The organism is Agromyces sp. P1_H4, from assembly GCF_056405255.1.
This window is the reverse complement of the sequence record NZ_JBFUCL010000002.1, coordinates 13,033-28,438: the sequence shown is the minus strand read 5'-3', so window position 1 is coordinate 28,438 and position 15,406 is coordinate 13,033. Positions and strand designations below refer to the sequence as shown.

The following is a 15,406-nucleotide window of genomic DNA, read 5'->3' as shown; positions in this document are numbered from 1 at the left end:
CCACCATCTCGGCGCCGAAGCTACTGAAGGATCCTAACGTGAAGCTCCAGCCTCGCCGTGCGCTCAAGCACGCCTCGGTGGTCGCGGCCGCGGCCGCGATCTCGGGCCTGGGAAGCTACGCTCTCGTGGTCTTGGCGGCGCGCGGGACAGATCCCGAAGCGTACTCGTCCTTCGCCGTGTTCTGGTCGCTCGCCGTCGTCGCGGGGCTGGGACTCTACTATCCGGTCGAACAGGAGACCGCGCGCGAGGTCGCGGGCGATGGGCAGCGCGAGGGCCGGGGTCTCGCGCGCACCGTCGGCCTGACGGCGGCGGGAATCACCGTACTGGCGGCCGTCGTGACGCTGGTGTTGTTGACCCCCGCCGGCGTGAAGTACATCGGCGATCCTGGTCTCGTGCCCGCCCTTCTCGCCGTGCTCGTGGCGAGCGCCGTGCAATTTCCCGTTCGTGGTCTCTTGTCCGGAGGGGCACGTCGCGAACGGTACGCTCTCGTGATCGGGACGGAGGGGGCCTTCCGCATCATCCTCCCCGGCCTCCTCGTCCTCGTCGGATTGAATTCGGCCGTGCCGTACGCGTTCGCGGTCGCGGCTGCGGCCCTGTTCGCGGTGCTGCCCGCGTTCGTATCACGCGATCTGCGGTGGTTGCATCGACCAACTCCGCGTGCGAGCGTCATCATGCGGAAGACGCTCGCGCTGATCGTCGCTGCGCTCGCGATCCAGCTCCTCCTGAACAGCCCCGTCCTCATCGCGGGCGCCGTCGCCGCAGCGACGCCGTTCGCCGGGGGGGTACTCGCATCGCTCACCATCGCCCGGATCCCGGTGTTCGTTTACGGCATCGCCCAGGTGCTCTACATGCCCTCAGTCGCACGATTCCGGGCCGCCGGCGATCGGGCGCGACTTCGAGGGACCATCATCCTCGGACTTGGAGGAGCCGCAGCCACGGCGTGCGCGATCGCCCTGGTGATGGCGATCGGAGGTGAGTGGATCGTGTCGGTGCTGTTCGGGCCATCGCAGGCGATCGCTCAGCCAGCTCAGGTGCTGATCGGCCTCGGAGTGGGCGTGTTCTTCCTGGCGCAAGTCACCTCGGACACCGCCCTCGCTCTCGGTGCTCATCGATCGCTGGTCCGGTCTTGGGTGTTCGCAATCATCGTCGGCGGCGTCGCGTTGGCGATCATCCCGGACCCGCTCCTTCGCACGGCGGTCCCGCTCCTGCTCGGCGCCACCCTGGCCGTCGCGCAGTTGGTGGTCATCGTGGTGATGGAACTCCGCCGAGTCCCGGTCGCACGCTCGGGAGAGCCGCGATGACGGTGGTGCTGGTGTTCCTCGGCGGGGCGGCACTGCTCACCGTCCTCGGAGTGGCGGTGCTCCTGCTCGCGCCCACGCCGGTCGCCGTGCGCGTCCTCCCCGCGGCACCCATTCTCGGCGTGGCCTACTTGGTGGTCGCCATGCACCTCTTCGGCATGGTCGTCCCCGCTTCGATCGCCCTCTGGCTGGCGGTCGTGCCGGCACTGGCCGTGATCGCCGTTGGCGTGGTACGTCATCGAGATCGGATCGCACTCCTGAGCAGCGGATGGCGTGGTGCCGTCGTCACGTGGGCGATCGGTACGGCAGCCGCCATCATCGCGCTCACGCCGCAGATCCTCGCGCACTCGACCGGCATCGTTCAACTCACTGCCAGCAACGACGCCTTCTACTACGTGTCGATGTCGGAGTGGCTCGCGGATCACGCGATCTTCGACTCCCCGGACATGGCTTCAGCGCCGTCGGTGGGGAGTCCGTCACCTGCATTCGGAGACGTCTGGGTCGGCCTCCTCTGGGGTCTGCGACTGGGACAGGAACTCGTCGCCGCGGGGCTTGCGAGCACGTTCGGGATTTCCGCGTCGGCGGCCCTCCCCGGCCTGCTAGCCCTCTGGATCGCGCTCCTCCCTGGAGCGGCATGGGTCGTGGGCTCGGCATTCGGCACCCGACGCGAGACACGCATCCTCCTTGCGATGACCGCCGGCGTGCTTCCAACGGCGCTGCATCAGGTGGTCAATCACAACGCCGACTCACTCCTCGGGTCTTCACTGACCCTGCTCACGATCGCGCTCGTGACGACCGCCGTGCGCTCTTCGGGGGAATGGTCTGCCCCGCTGTGGATCGCCGCCATCTCGCTGGCAGCACTCGTCGGCACCTACACGGAGTACCTGCCCTTCGTCGGGGTGGTACTCGTCGCGGTCGTGCTCATTCGACCCAGAGCCCAGGTCCGCAGGGCCGTCATACGGGCGGGAGCGATCATCGGTCTCGCTCTCGTGGTCGCCCCGCTGGTTTGGGTGCGGGCCGCTCGGTCGCTGCTCGTCGTCGCCGGCGTCGCCGCCGTCCCCGGTTCCACCCCGCCTGACGTCCTCGCAAGCGCCCGAAGAGTGCTGGGCGGGCTGCCTGGATCCGCAGTGCGCGACCTCCCGGCCGAGCCGAACGTCCTCCTGAGCGGGCTCGCGGCGGCCGCCGCTGCGCTGATCCTGATCGGCTTGGCCTGCGGGCTCATGTCCTTGCGAACGCGGGGCTTCTCCGTGGGCGCGGGCCTCGCGATCGCCGTCGCCGTCCTCCTCGCGGTCCGTAGTGGCGACTACGTGGCGGGCCGCGCCGTCGACATGGTGACGCCCATCATCCTGGTCGCTGGGCTCGTCGGATGGGACGTCCCGCTCCGCCGCCTCGGCGGTGCGGCATACCGTGCGGTCCTGGTGACCCTTGCGGCAGTCCTGGTGGTCGCTGTGACCTCATCGGGGCTCCAACTCTTCCGCGGAGAACGATCCGCCATGGCTGGAGCGCACGTCGTGGACGCGGAGTACTCGGTGCTGCGCGACTGGGCCACGAGGGAAGCACCGGAGGGCCAAGGGGTGGTCGTTGCCACGTCGGCGTTCTTCGAGCAACTGTGGGCGAGTGACGCACTGCGTGACCTGGATGGCGTCGGCTACGTCACCCTCCGCGGTGATCTCGGCTATCGCGGGGACACGACGATGTCGGACTACTGGGATGGCTCGCTGCCGCGGGTGCTGATCGCCGGCCCGGGGGCATTCGTCGCAGGGGACGATCAGTCCATCACGGACTCGTCGGGACGGTTCAGTCGAATCGACTTCCGGTCAGGGCGCGCAGTCGTCGCCGTGCCGGTGACCGGTGGCGCACCGTGGTCTTGGGCCTCGTCGGGACCGACCGGCGGCGAGAGCGGTGGGACCGTGCTCCTGCTGTCCAACCGCGATTCGTTGGCGGGCTGCGAGCTCGATGCAACCGCCGACGTTCCCCTCGCGGTGACGCAGGCCGGTCGCTCAACGGAGGATCTCAGCTTGGACAACGTACGCTTGACCGACGGGGTCGCACACGTGCAGATCGAGCGCCCGGACGGAACTGGCCCGATCACCTTGGAAGGAATTCATTGTGCCTCGTGAGTTCGACGTCGTCATGGCGCTCAATTACTACGCGCCGTACGTCAGCGGGCTGACGGACGCGGCACGCCTCGTCGCAGAATCGCTGGCAGCCAGCGGTCGACGGGTGCGCGTGATCGCCGGCCGCCACGCCTCCGATCTCCCGCGCGAAGAGTCCATCAACGGTGTCGAGGTCCTTCGCACCGATGTCGTCGCGCGGATCGGCAAGGGGCTCATCAGCCCCTCCTTCGTCGGTACGGTGGTGGAGGCGGGCGCTCGCGCCGATGTCGTCAACCTCCACCTTCCGATGATCGAGAGCGGCCTGATCGCACAGCGCCTGTCGAAGAAGACGCCCATCGTCACCACCTACCAGTGCGACATCGCTCTGCCGCCCGGCGTCCTGAACTCGATCCAGACGGCGGTGATGGACCGCTCGGTCGCACTCGCCATGAAGCACAGCGCGGCCATCGTCCCGTCGAGCCGCGACTACGCCGACCACTCCCGGCTTGCACGGCTCATGCAGGATTCGCGCACCGTCCCGATCTCGCCCCCGACACGATTGCGGAACGGGGGTGCTCCTGCATTCCGCGAGACGAGCGGTCTCCACGTCGGTTTCCTCGGAAGGATCGTGGCCGAGAAGGGACTCGAGTACCTCATCGACGGATTCCGTGACCTCGACGACCCTGATGCACGCCTCCTCATCGGAGGCGGCTACGACGTCGCGGGAGGAAGCGTGATCGACCGGGTGCATGCGCACATCGGCGACGACAGCCGCATCCGACTCCTCGGGTTCATCGCCGAGGATCGACTCGCAGATTTCTACGCCTCCTTGGATGCCTTCGCCTTACCATCGGTGAACTCGTTCGAGGCGTTCGGGATCGTGCAGGTGGAGGCGATGCGTGTGGGCGTCGCGCCCATCGCATCCGACATCCCCGGCGTGCGCACCCCTGTCAGCAGCACCGGCTTCGGCGCGATCGTCGAGCCGTTCAGTGCGCCGTCCGTCACCTCGGCGCTCCGCGGGATTTCCGAACGACCCCTCGATGGCGCCAACGGTGCAGCCGAGACCAACGAGCGGTACTCCCTGGAGAAGACCGTCGGGGAATATCGCCGGCTGTTCGATCAGGTGGTGGGACAATGAGTGCGGGATCGCTCCAACTCGAGGCACCCGTGGAGCAGGACGAGCCAGAGGACCGCCCCACGGTGAGCGTTCGCGCGACGCGCATCGCGAAGCGAGTCATCGCACCGACGAGCCACCTGTGGCCGATGCTTGTATTCGCCATCGCCGTCACGGCGGTCTGGGCCCGTCCCGTGCTCGGGGACTTCGCACATGCCCGGCTTTCGAACCCTGGCGACTCGGAGTCGTTCGCCTTCTATCTCTCATGGAACGTGCACGCGATCACGAACCTGATGGATCCCTTCCATACGCCCAACCTCTACGCGCCCGACGGATTGGAACTCGGCAACGCGATCTCGATCCCTTCGGTGTCGCTGCTCGTGGCCCCGGTCACGCTGCTCTTCGGAGGCACGGCTGCATACAACGTGGCCTTCCTCCTGGCGATCTGGTTGGCAGCGACCGCCGTGTACCTTCTCGCCAGAGAATTGACCGGTTCCATCGTCGGCGCCATGACGGCCGGACTCCTGATGGTCGTCGCGCCGTACTTCGTGGGCCATGCGCAGGGGCACATGAACCTGATGTGGATCTTCGCGACCCCGATGATCGGGTATCTCGTCGTCCGCTACGTCAAGGGCCGGCTCCGCCCCGGCTGGCTGGTGGCGTGGACCGCCGTGCTCGTTGCGTTCACGGGGGGCGCGTCGACTGAGATCCTCGTGACGCACACGATCTTCATCGTGATCGCCGTCGTCGTCACGATCTGCTTCACCGGTGCGCCCACTCGCGTTCGCGCGGCCCGGTCGCTGCTCTGGCTCGCCGCGGGAGCGGCGATCGGTGCAGTGCTGTTGCTTCCCGTCGTGATCGCAGCCCTGCGCGTCGGCGTTCCGGTCGAGGTCGGCAACCCGCCGAACCTCTACAGCACGGAGCTCACGAATCTCGTGGTTCCCACCCGGATGGTGGAGTTCGGGGGGGCGGTCTTCGATGGCGTCCGGCAGAGCTGGCTCTCGAACGATGCGGAGAACACGGCCTTCCTCGGTGCGCCACTCATCCTCTTCCTTGCGATCTACGCATTCGCAACCCGGTCGCGGTTCTCTGGCGCAGTGGCTGCCTTCGGTCTGGTCGCCCTCATCCTGAGCTTCGGCCCATTGCTCACGATCTCGGGTGTCAACACAGCCTGGATGCCGTGGTCGTTGGCGACGCAGGTGCCGGGCCTCGACCATGCACTACCCGGACGCTTCTCGTTGTTCGTCTTCATGGCCGCGTGCGTCCTGGTCGCGGATGCGATTGCGCGGAAGGTCGTCCGAGGCTGGATCACCGGTGTGCTCGTTGCAGCTTCGTTCGTGCTCATGGTCCCCAGCCTCTCGACACTCGCCTTTCCAACGCCCGCGCCGGTCTCGGAGTTCGCCGAGGAGGACCTGGATGATGTCGTGACCGAGGGTGAGAGTGTGCTCGTCCTCCSGCCCGGTCAATACGGTCCCGGGATGCGCTGGATGGACGAGCTCGACTTCTCATTCGTCATGCCGACAGGCAACGGCGGTGGCGCCAATCGGCCCGACGCTCTCGACGACCCGGTCGCGAGCGCGCTCTGGGAACGCGATCTGGAGTTCGACTGGGAGAACACCCTGCTTCCGTACCTTCAACGAACCGGCGTCGATCTCGTGATCGTGGATGCCGGTGAGGAGGCGTGGATGGAGATCGCCGAGGCTTCTCTCGGCAGTGCGTCCGAGGTGGTTGACGGCGTGCACGTGTGGGAGGTCCCCGCGGACTGATCGCGAGACGTCGCCGGGCGCTCATCGCCTCAGTACAGCTGCGCCCCATCGATCAAGACGTCGACACCGGGGGTGTTCTCGTACACCTGGAATCGAAGGACAGTGTGATCCGCCACGGTGATCGGCAACTCGACGCGGACTCGTTGCCACGTCCCCGTCGTACTGAAACCGACACTCGTGCCCTCGGTCGCTGCGCCGCCGAGCGCCCACACGGCGAGCGCTCCTGAATGCCCGCTGCCCTTGACCCACATCTCCGCAGTGAAGGTATCGCCCACGGACGTCCGGAATGCGACGTCTTGGTAAAGGGAGTCGCCGGCCCGCCGGACGTTCGAGGCGAGGTAACGGTCGCGGTGGGCGGCGTCACCTGGGACCGAGGCGCGGTAGATCGCCACGTTCATGTCCGATGCACCGAGCTTCCATCCGTCGAGCGAGCCGCTCTCAAAGGATCCCGACGACAGCAGATTCCGAGCGAGCTGAGCGTCATCGAGCCAGAGCGTCTGGCCGACGGTATGCATGTAGAKCTCCGCCTTCAGGACGCTCGGCATCGCGTCGACCGTGTCGAGGTTCACCGTCACTTCCGTCCATTCGCCCGCGACCGAGAAACTCGCGACGGCATTGATCAAGCGCGTGCCACCGAGGCCCCAGAGGACGACCGCTCCCTCCATCCGCGCGCCGACGTACTCATTCCGAAGCCAGATGGAGAAGGTGTACCTCGTGTCGGCACTTCGGGCAATCGCCACCGATTGCGAGAACGAGCGTCCGGCGACGGGAGTGTTCGACGCCGCGAACCATTCACCGTCATGAGCGATCTCCGGTGCGTGGTAGATCTGGCGGTTGATGAACCCGTTTCCAGGCTCCCAGGCGGCGAACGATCCCTCGAAAGACGGCACGCGAAGCAGGTTCTGGTCGGGTGGCGCCTGCCCGAACGACATCAAGGTGTTGTCGATCCACAGGGTTCCGTCGGTCGACATCAGGTAGATGTCGAGTCGCATGACCGTATGGACGGAGTCGCGGACCGGCAGTCGGACGTCGACGCGCTGCCAGGTCGATCCGACGGTGAGCTCGACCTTTCTCATTTCAGTCGATCCGCCCAACAAGCCCCACAGTGCGACGATCACGGAGAATGGCCGGCCGTCGCTCGAGCGGAGCCATAGCGAGGCGGTGGCCTCCTCACCGACGTTCGTGGTCCGGTACACGTCCTGCGTCAGCGCTCGGCCTATGGCGGGCGTGTTCGTCGCGGCGAACCAGTTCCCGTCCTGGGCTTGCGCGTCGCGGTAGACAGCCTGGTTCACGAATCCATTGCTTGCACCCCATCCGGTGAATGAGCCGCCCTCGAAGGACGGGGACTGGAGCCAGTTTCCCGGGTTTCCGAACCAGTCGGAGAAGTAACGCCAGAAGTTCCGGTTTCCGTACGAGGAGCAGCCGTCGCCCGTGCCGTAGAGGTTCGCCATGGCCGCGGCGTTCGGCTGGTACGGGGTGTAGATGTAGAGATTCGCCGTGGCCTGGTTCCTGATATAGACGCGGCTCGCTCCACAAGCGCTGTTCGGGTGGAACTGAATCACGTTCTCGCGGCCGGCCTGGTAATTCCAGGAGCCGGGGCTCTGCGTGTACCGCTGGAACTGTCGAGCCGCGTTGTAGACCTGGTTGAAGAACCCGAAATACTCCGCGTCGCAGGGTGCCGTGTCGGGACAGGCGTAGCCCATGGCGATCTGGTAGTCGCCGGATGTCGGGGATGCCTTCGTAATCAGGCCCCGCTCCTTCTGCAGCGTCACCAGAAGCACCTGCGGATTGATGCGGCATGCTGCCCCGACCCGCGCGATGATCTCTGCGGCGCTCTCGTTGGGCGAGCCGGCGTACTCAGCGCAATACGAGGAGCCCGCTCGCGTCGGCGTGGCTTGTCGAAAGTCCTTGAGGCAGGGCTGACCATTCGCTCCGACGCAGTTCACGACCTGCTGGTTCAGGAACGACTGCACTTGCGCGGCAGTCATGGCTGATCCGTTGAAGAATGTGGCGTCGCTGATGATGTTGCCGGGGTCGAACGTCGCCGAGTCGGCGGCCGTCGCGGCCTCCTCCCCGACGGTGGGCAGCGGTAGCAAGAATGCCGCGACCAACGCGATCGAGGCAGTCATCCAGATCGACCGTGCTCCGCCCGGACGTCGATTCGCCGACATTCAGCCTCCTCCGCACCAGGCCCCCCGGCCGCTGGCACCTTCCTATCACGGGGGGCGCAAATTTTGCGGAGCGCGCCACGGGGGAATCGGTGTTTCGCGCACGCTCCCCACGATGCGTATGCTTGCACGGGTCTTTGAACGAGGAGCGGCGGCAATTGACTCGACACATTCATCTCGTGCGCCACGGCGAGGTCGAGAATCCCGGAGGCGTCCTCTATGGGCGCCTGAGTGGATTCTCCCTTTCTGCGCATGGGCGCCATACGGCGCAGCTCGCGGCCGACCTCTTGATCGGGTCCGGCCGACCGATCGACGTGGTACTCTCGTCGCCGCTCGAGCGTGCAGTCGAGTCGGCTACCCCTATCGCCGTCGGGGCAGGACGCGAGGTCGAGACCGACGAGCGCTTGATCGAGGCCTCGAGTCGGCTCGAGGGCGGCCAGTACGAGATGAGCCTCTCACTCCTGACCAAGCCGAAGGCGTGGCTATATCTCGTCAATCCGTTTCGGCCGAGTTGGGGTGAGCCCTACGTCGAAGTTCTCGGGCGGATGCACGATTCGATGTGGAGCGCGTGGGAGCGGCCGGGCGACGGCGACATCGTCATCGTGAGTCACCAGCTGCCCATCTGGCTGGCGAGTCGGAGTGGTCGGGGTCTCGCCTCCTTCCACGACCCGAGACGACGGCGGTGCGCCCTCTCGAGTGTCACGTCGTTCGCCGTCGAACGGGGGCGGTTCATCGAGGTCGATTATCGAAGCCCCGTCGCGGAGCATGGGGAGGCCGTCCGAGACGTGGGCGCAGTATGACCGTACCGTCGTCGTTGCCGCCTAGACTTGGCGAAATGGGCAACGGTCACGACGGGTTGGACGCTGCAGACTCGGTGGGCCATCCAACCTCGAGGGTGGCGGTCATCACCGTGAGCTACGCATCCGGATCCGTTCTTCCCGCCTTCCTCGACTCGATCGCCCGATCGACCGAGGAGCCCGCCGTATCGGTCGTCGTCGACAACAAGCCCGACGATGATGCCATCGCCCGAGAGAGCCGACAGAGGGGCGCGCGCTACCTGGCCGCACCCGACAACCCGGGATACGGCGGGGCCATCAACCGTGGCGTCCTCGCCGTGCCGCCAGGCGTGGAATGGATTCTCGTCAGCAATCCCGATGTCGTCCTCGGGATCGGCGCACTGGACCGCCTCCTGGAGGTCGCGGATTCCTACCCGAGGATCGGGGCAGTGGGCCCTGCCATCATCAACCCTGACGGGTCGGTCTATCCCTCGGCACGCGCGATCCCGTCAATCGGGAACGGCATCGGGCATGCGCTCTTCGCGAACCTCTGGCCGACGAATCCGTGGACTCGTCAGTATCACCATCACCGGCCCACTTCCGTCCCGAGATTGGCCGGATGGCTCTCCGGTTCCTGCGTCCTCGTGCGCCGCACTGTGTTCGATGCGATCGGCGGCTTCGACGACGGCTACTTCATGTATTTCGAAGACGTCGACCTGGGGTACCGGATCGGGCGTCTCGGATATTCCAATGTCTACGTTCCGGCCGCAACGGCCGAACACCTCGGAGGGCATTCCACTGCATCCCGGCCGGATGCCATGGTGAGGGCGCATCACCAGAGCGCGCGCCGCTTTCTGTCGAAGCGCTACCCCGGTGCCCGCAACGCACCGTTGCGGGCGGTCCTCGGGATCGGCTTGGCGTTCAGGGCTCGAATGACGAGTCGGCGTCCCACAGCGCGGTGACCCGTGTCGGTTTCGCCCAGCGAGCGGACCATATACTTGAGCAATGCCCGAAACGAACGATGAACCCGGCCACGGGTCTGCGCCCGGAGCGGGCGACGAGCGCCATGTCATCGAGCTCGAAGCAGAGGTCCGCCGCCTGCAGGGTGAGCTCGACCGGCGCGCGGGTGAGGACCTTCGTACATGGATCAAGGCGGTACGCGATGAGGGGCGTCTCGTCCGCGACATGCAGAAGACGCTCTCATGGCGGGTCACGAGGCCCCTGCGTGTTGCCCGCTTCCTGCAGCTCAAGGTAGCGGAAGTCGGCGTGATGAAGACCTCGCAGCTCGCCGTGGCCGATCTTCGGCGTCGATACCTCGGTAGGCGGCGCTGAGCGCCGTCGCCGCGACGGAGACTACCGCCTCCGCGATCGGCACCATCGAAACCGCGCTCGAGCAGCGCCTTCTCGCGCTCGCTCCCTACATGTCACCCGGGATCGACGCCGGTACGGTCCTCGCGGACCGCGGGGCCGCCGCGCTCTTGGATGCGGTCGCGCGGGACGTTCGAGCCAGCGGTGACGAGCGGTTCGTCTGGATGCTCATCGTCGCCTTGACCGCCACGTTCCCGAACGCCGCGCGAGTGCACATGGTCCGCCGTTCGCTCGCGCTCGCCGAGGCTTCGATGGCAACGGCGACGTTGCTCGAGGCGTGTTTCGACGACGCCGCGCGGTTCGAGACGCTCGACCTCGAGATCGAGGTGGTGGCACGCGGGGTGGTGGTCGACGTGGACTTCTGCGCAAACCACGTGCACAACACGGGTATCCAGCGCGTCGTCCGGCAGACCATGTCCCGATGGGTGGAGTCGAGGGACATCCATCTCGTTGCCTGGACAGCCGGTGGCGGTGCCATGCGCACCATGTCCGCACTCGAACGCGATCGCGTCGTCGCCTGGAACCGGTACGTCGAGCCGGAACCCGATCGTCGGCCAACCGACCCGCCGCGATATCGGGTGGTAGTGCCCGTCGACAGCACGGTGATCCTGCCGGAGGTACCTCAATCGGCACTCGTCGATCCGCTCGCCGCCCTCGCCGAGCTGTCGGGGAACCGCGTGGGCCTGATCGGGTATGACGCGATTCCAGTCGTCAGCGCTGACATGTTGCCGGCGCTCGAGACCGAGCGGTTCGTCCGATACCTAACGGTCGTCAAGCACGCGAAACGCGTGGCCGGCATCAGCAATGCCGCCACGAAGGAGTTCGCGGGCTTCGGTGCCACGCTCTCCACTCAAGGCCTGCCGATGCCCGAAACCATTTCGATCGTCCTTCCGGTCGACGCCCCGGATCATCCCATCATCCGCGCCGCCACCTCGGATGAGGCTGTCGTCCTCTGCGTTGGTAGCCAGGAACCTCGCAAGAATCAGCTGTCAGTGCTGTATGCGGCGGAGGTGCTCTGGCGTGAGGGTCTCTCTTTCAACATGACCTTCATCGGCGGCGGAAGCCTGCTCTATACACGGGACTTCGACCGCCGTATCCGGCGCCTTCGGCGAGCCGGGCGCAGCATCACGGTGCTTCGTGGCGTCAATGACGCCGTGTTGCTCGACGCATACAGCCATGCCCGCTTCTCGGTGTTCCCCTCGCTGCATGAGGGTTACGGCCTTCCGGTCGCTGAATCGCTGAGCTACGACACTCCGGTTATCACAAGCAACTACGGAAGCACCGCCGAGATCGCGGCAGCCGGGGGTTGTGTGCTGGTCGACCCGCGCGATGACGAACAGATCGTGGACGCCATGCGCTCGCTGCTCACGGATGACCTCCGATTGGACGTGCTTCGCAAGGAGATCGCCGCACGTGCGGACGACAGCTGGGATGACTACGCCCGAAAGTTGTGGGATGGCCTCGTCGTACCGCTGAATGAGGTGAACCATGAAGCGTGACATCATCGGCCAGCGACTCCGCACACTGCTGACCACGCTGTCGCCGGATGCTCCGGCAGGCGGCTCGACGTCCGAACTCGTATCCCGCATCGCCGCTGCGATCGGACGGCCCAGTGGCGAGGTCGCATGGCTCGTGCTTGCTGTCGTGACGGCGGCCTTCCCCGAACGACAGGCCGTGATCGATCTCCGGCGGTCGATGGTGCTCGACGGCGCGGATTCCGCGCTGTCCTCGGTCGTGAAGTCCGCTCGTCGCCGTATCGCCCTTCGGCCGTGGTCGGCACCGGCGGTTCGGGTGGCACAGGATGCAGTGATCGTGGACGTGCATCACACGGCGCGAACGGGGCTGGCAACCGGTATCCAGCGGGTCGTGAGGATGACGCTGCCGCACTGGACCGCTCAGCACGACGTCGTGCTGACTGGATGGACGTCAGGGCTCGATGCCCTCCGTCCGCTCACTGAGCGCGAGCGCAACAATGCGGTGCACGGGACTGACAAAGGTGCAGCTGCGGCCGCGCGCACCGCGCATGAGGTGCTGGTGCCGTGGCGTTCGACGTACCTCCTGCCGGAGCTCGCCATCGAGGAGGAACGGACATCCCGATTGCTCTCGTTCGCTGAGTTCTCCCGGAACGCGACGGCGGTGATCGGTTTCGACTGCGTGCCGTTGACTTCCGCAGAGACGGTTGGCATCGGAATGGGCGGAGCGTTCGGGAAGACCCTCGCGGCCGTCGCTCGATTCGATCGAGTGGTGACCATTTCGGAGGCGGCCGCGAATGAGTACCGAGGATGGGCTCAGATGCTCGAGGGTGCGAACATTGCGGGCCCGCGTGTGACATCCGTCGTGCTGCCTTCGGACGTGGGTGAGGTAGACCAGCAGGGTCTGGAACGTGCACGTGACGTCTTGCTCGCCGATGAGGACCTGCCTCTGCTCTTCTGCGTGGGCAGTCATGAACCGCGTAAGAACCACCTGGCCGTCATCGCGGCAGCGGAAGAACTCTGGCGTCAAGGCCGACTGTTCTCCCTCGCTTTCGTGGGCGGCAACTCGTGGGGCAGCGAGGAGTTCGTCGTCCAAGTCGAGCAGCTCGTGCAGCGAGGACGACCGATCAAGGCCGTCACAGCGATCTCAGATGACATCCTCTGGGGCGGATATCGGATTGCGCGGGCAACCATCTTCCCTTCGTTCAACGAAGGATTCGGCCTCCCGGTCGCGGAATCCCTCGCCGTCGGCACGCCGGTGGTGACGTCGGACTTCGGCAGCATGAAGGAGATCGCGGAGCTGGGCGGGGCCGTTCTCGTGAACTCACGACGCGATGAGGACGTTGCCCGTGGTCTCGAAGAGGCTCTCTTCGACGAGGCGATTCGTACTCGGCTGAGGGTGGAGGCGGCCGCCAGGCCGCGGCGTGGCTGGGCGGACTACGCCGAGGAGCTGTGGCTGGCGATGAACGGCTTCGATGAGTCGTCGATCGGCTTGGACTCGAACACCGCCCCACGCGAAGACGGAGACGCATGAGCACCGAAGCGCAACAGCGGGCTGATCGGCTGCGAGGATTGCCCTTCGAACGGGCATCGGCAACGTCGTCGTCGAGCTTCCGGGGATTCGTACTTTCGCTACGCGAGATCGGCGCGTATCGCGAGCTTTTGGGCCTGCTCGTCCGACGGGAACTCAAGGCCCGATACAAGGACAGCAGTCTCGGCTTCCTTTGGAGCCTCATCCGTCCCCTCACGATGCTCGTCATCTATTACGTCGCCATCGGCCAGTTCCTCGGTGCGGCTCGAGGCGTGCCGGACTTTGCCATCTTCGTATTCACCGGTCTCACCATCTGGGGTCTCTATAGCGAGATCGTCACCGGCGGAACGACATCGATCATCGGCAACGCCGGGTTGATCAAGAAAGTTCGGCTGCCACGAGAGATATTCCCCCTCGCGGCAACGGGGTCGGCGCTGTTCAACTTCGTCGTGCAGTTCATCGTGCTGGTTGCGGCGACGATCGTTCTGGGAAAGGTGCCGTTCGGCTGGGAGCTCCTGTACGTACCCGCCGGCGTGGGCATCGTGCTCGTGTGGGGCATCGCACTCGGGCTTCTGCTTTCTGCGGTCAACGTGTACCTGCGTGACGTGCAATACCTGGTGGAAGTCGCGATGCTGATCCTCTTCTGGGCATCTCCCATCGTCTATGCCTGGTCGTTCGTCGTCGATGCCGCCGTCCGAAGCGGGATTCCCTGGTTGACCGATCTGTACTTGGCGAATCCCGTCACCATTGCCGTGCTCGCTTTCCAGAAGGGAATGTGGGTTGCGGGGTCCACCGAGAGTGTCATCGATGGAAATCCGATCCCTCCACAGCCGTGGCCGCCCGACCTCGATCTTCGAATCGCGATCATGTTCGGTATCGGCGCCATTGTTCTGGTCCTCTGCCAGCGCGTGTTCCAGAAGTTGCAGGGCAACTTCGCCCAGGAGATCTAGTGGCTACTGCACTCCGTCCGAACATCGACAACCCCCCCGTCGTCATCAGGGCTGAGGATGTCTCCAAGCGTTTCACCCTTCGGAAGGACAAGGCGCTGAAGGAGAGGATCGTCAACTTCGGGCGATCCCAACGGCATCGCAGCGACTTCTGGGCCCTACGCGAGATCGGGTTCGAGATCACGGCGGGATCAAGCGTCGGGCTCGTCGGTGCGAACGGATCGGGCAAGAGCACCCTGCTGAAGGTGATCGGGGGCATCATCCAAACGGACAGCGGGTTCGTCGAGAGACGAGGTCGCGTGGCCGCGCTCCTCGAGCTCGGCGCTGGGTTCCATCCCGATCTCACGGGCCGCGAGAACGTCTACTTAAACGGGTCGATTCTCGGCCTCAGCCAGAAGCAGACCTCCGAGTACTTCGATTCCATTGTCGAGTTCTCGGAGATCGGAGACTTCATCGATACACAGGTGAAGTTCTACTCGTCGGGCATGTATGTGCGTCTCGCGTTCGCGATCGCGGTCCACGTAGACCCCGACATCCTTCTCGTCGACGAGGTGCTGGCAGTGGGCGATGAGCCGTTCCAGGCCAAATGCATGGCGAAGATCCGTGAGTTCCAGCAAGACGGGCGCACGATCGTGTTTGTCTCGCACAGCGCGGGCCAGATCCAGGATCTGTGCGACAGGGTCGTCGTCTTGTCCCACGGCCGCATCGTCTACGACGGAGACACGGAGGAGGGGATCGTCGCGTTGCGACGCACCTTCGGCGAGTGACTCGTCCGGGTTCGAGTTGCCGGCTCGCTTCGCGTAGTATGCAACGTCGGGTACTGCGTACCCCTCCTGAACCACGGCGTCCTCGTTGTCCTCGGGACCTGTC

General features: G+C 65.6%; 11 protein-coding genes and 1 pseudogene. 11 read left to right on the top strand and 1 reads right to left on the bottom strand.

From position 1 onward, the window contains the following. The first annotated feature begins 38 nt into the window (after positions 1 to 38). Genes AC1DY2_RS00365 through AC1DY2_RS00350 form a run of 4 tightly spaced genes read left to right on the top strand, consistent with a single transcriptional unit; the run spans position 39 to position 6,274 of the window. Positions 39 to 1,301, top strand: coding sequence for a lipopolysaccharide biosynthesis protein (locus AC1DY2_RS00365; RefSeq protein WP_476760595.1), 1,263 nt, complete (start codon positions 39 to 41; stop codon positions 1,299 to 1,301). Beyond that, positions 1,298 to 3,418 (top strand): hypothetical protein, encoded by a 2,121-nt coding sequence (locus tag AC1DY2_RS00360; protein ID WP_476760594.1) that lies wholly within the window; start codon positions 1,298 to 1,300, stop codon positions 3,416 to 3,418. Before AC1DY2_RS00365 ends, AC1DY2_RS00360 begins: the two co-directional genes overlap by 4 nt. Then, positions 3,408 to 4,532 carry a glycosyltransferase family 4 protein gene (locus AC1DY2_RS00355; protein WP_476760593.1) on the top strand — a complete coding sequence of 375 codons (1,125 nt, stop codon included), beginning with the start codon at positions 3,408 to 3,410 and terminating at the stop codon, positions 4,530 to 4,532. Before AC1DY2_RS00360 ends, AC1DY2_RS00355 begins: the two co-directional genes overlap by 11 nt. Continuing rightward, a complete protein-coding gene (locus tag AC1DY2_RS00350) occupies positions 4,529 to 6,274 on the top strand; it encodes a hypothetical protein (protein ID WP_476760592.1) in 1,746 nt (581 codons plus the stop codon). Before AC1DY2_RS00355 ends, AC1DY2_RS00350 begins: the two co-directional genes overlap by 4 nt. Before the next feature lie 29 nt (positions 6,275 to 6,303). Here the strand turns inward: AC1DY2_RS00350 and AC1DY2_RS00345 are convergent, their stop codons facing one another. After that, on the bottom strand, positions 6,304 to 8,403 hold the full coding sequence (locus tag AC1DY2_RS00345; RefSeq protein WP_476760591.1) for a hypothetical protein: 2,100 nt from the start codon (positions 8,401 to 8,403) through the stop codon (positions 6,304 to 6,306). 218 nt (positions 8,404 to 8,621) lie between these two features. Here AC1DY2_RS00345 and AC1DY2_RS00340 point away from each other — a divergent pair, with 218 nt between their 5' ends. From AC1DY2_RS00340 to AC1DY2_RS00310, 7 genes and pseudogenes are all read left to right on the top strand, one after another. Further along, on the top strand, positions 8,622 to 9,242 hold the full coding sequence (locus tag AC1DY2_RS00340) for a histidine phosphatase family protein (protein WP_476760590.1): 621 nt from the start codon (positions 8,622 to 8,624) through the stop codon (positions 9,240 to 9,242). 95 nt (positions 9,243 to 9,337) lie between these two features. Next, on the top strand, positions 9,338 to 10,180 hold the full coding sequence (locus AC1DY2_RS00335) for a glycosyltransferase family 2 protein (protein WP_476760589.1): 843 nt from the start codon (positions 9,338 to 9,340) through the stop codon (positions 10,178 to 10,180). A gap of 43 nt (positions 10,181 to 10,223) precedes the next feature. After that, positions 10,224 to 10,550 carry a hypothetical protein gene (locus tag AC1DY2_RS00330; protein WP_476760588.1) on the top strand — a complete coding sequence of 109 codons (327 nt, stop codon included), beginning with the start codon at positions 10,224 to 10,226 and terminating at the stop codon, positions 10,548 to 10,550. An 89-nt stretch (positions 10,551 to 10,639) separates the two neighbouring features. Continuing rightward, complete coding sequence (locus AC1DY2_RS00325) at positions 10,640 to 12,085, top strand: glycosyltransferase (protein ID WP_476760587.1); 1,446 nt, start codon at positions 10,640 to 10,642, stop codon at positions 12,083 to 12,085. After that, complete coding sequence (locus tag AC1DY2_RS00320) at positions 12,075 to 13,592, top strand: glycosyltransferase family 4 protein (protein ID WP_476760586.1); 1,518 nt, start codon at positions 12,075 to 12,077, stop codon at positions 13,590 to 13,592. The genes AC1DY2_RS00325 and AC1DY2_RS00320 overlap by 11 nt, the downstream gene beginning before the upstream one ends. Beyond that, positions 13,589 to 14,539, top strand: a complete 951-nt coding sequence (locus AC1DY2_RS00315; protein ID WP_476760585.1) for an ABC transporter permease — start codon at positions 13,589 to 13,591, stop codon at positions 14,537 to 14,539. Before AC1DY2_RS00320 ends, AC1DY2_RS00315 begins: the two co-directional genes overlap by 4 nt. Beyond that, a pseudogene (locus tag AC1DY2_RS00310) lies at positions 14,539 to 15,294 on the top strand (ABC transporter ATP-binding protein); the annotation flags it as partial. The gene AC1DY2_RS00315 and the pseudogene AC1DY2_RS00310, both read left to right, overlap by 1 nt. Between the last annotated feature and the right edge of the window lie 112 nt (positions 15,295 to 15,406).

Coding starts and splice junctions, on each gene's coding strand:
- AC1DY2_RS00360 (WP_476760594.1), top strand. CDS start 1,298: ATGACGGTGGTGCTGGTGTTCCTCGGCGGGGCGGCACTGCTCACCGTC.
- AC1DY2_RS00330 (WP_476760588.1), top strand. CDS start 10,224: ATGCCCGAAACGAACGATGAACCCGGCCACGGGTCTGCGCCCGGAGCG.
- AC1DY2_RS00325 (WP_476760587.1), top strand. CDS start 10,640: ATGTCACCCGGGATCGACGCCGGTACGGTCCTCGCGGACCGCGGGGCC.
- AC1DY2_RS00320 (WP_476760586.1), top strand. CDS start 12,075: ATGAAGCGTGACATCATCGGCCAGCGACTCCGCACACTGCTGACCACG.
- AC1DY2_RS00315 (WP_476760585.1), top strand. CDS start 13,589: ATGAGCACCGAAGCGCAACAGCGGGCTGATCGGCTGCGAGGATTGCCC.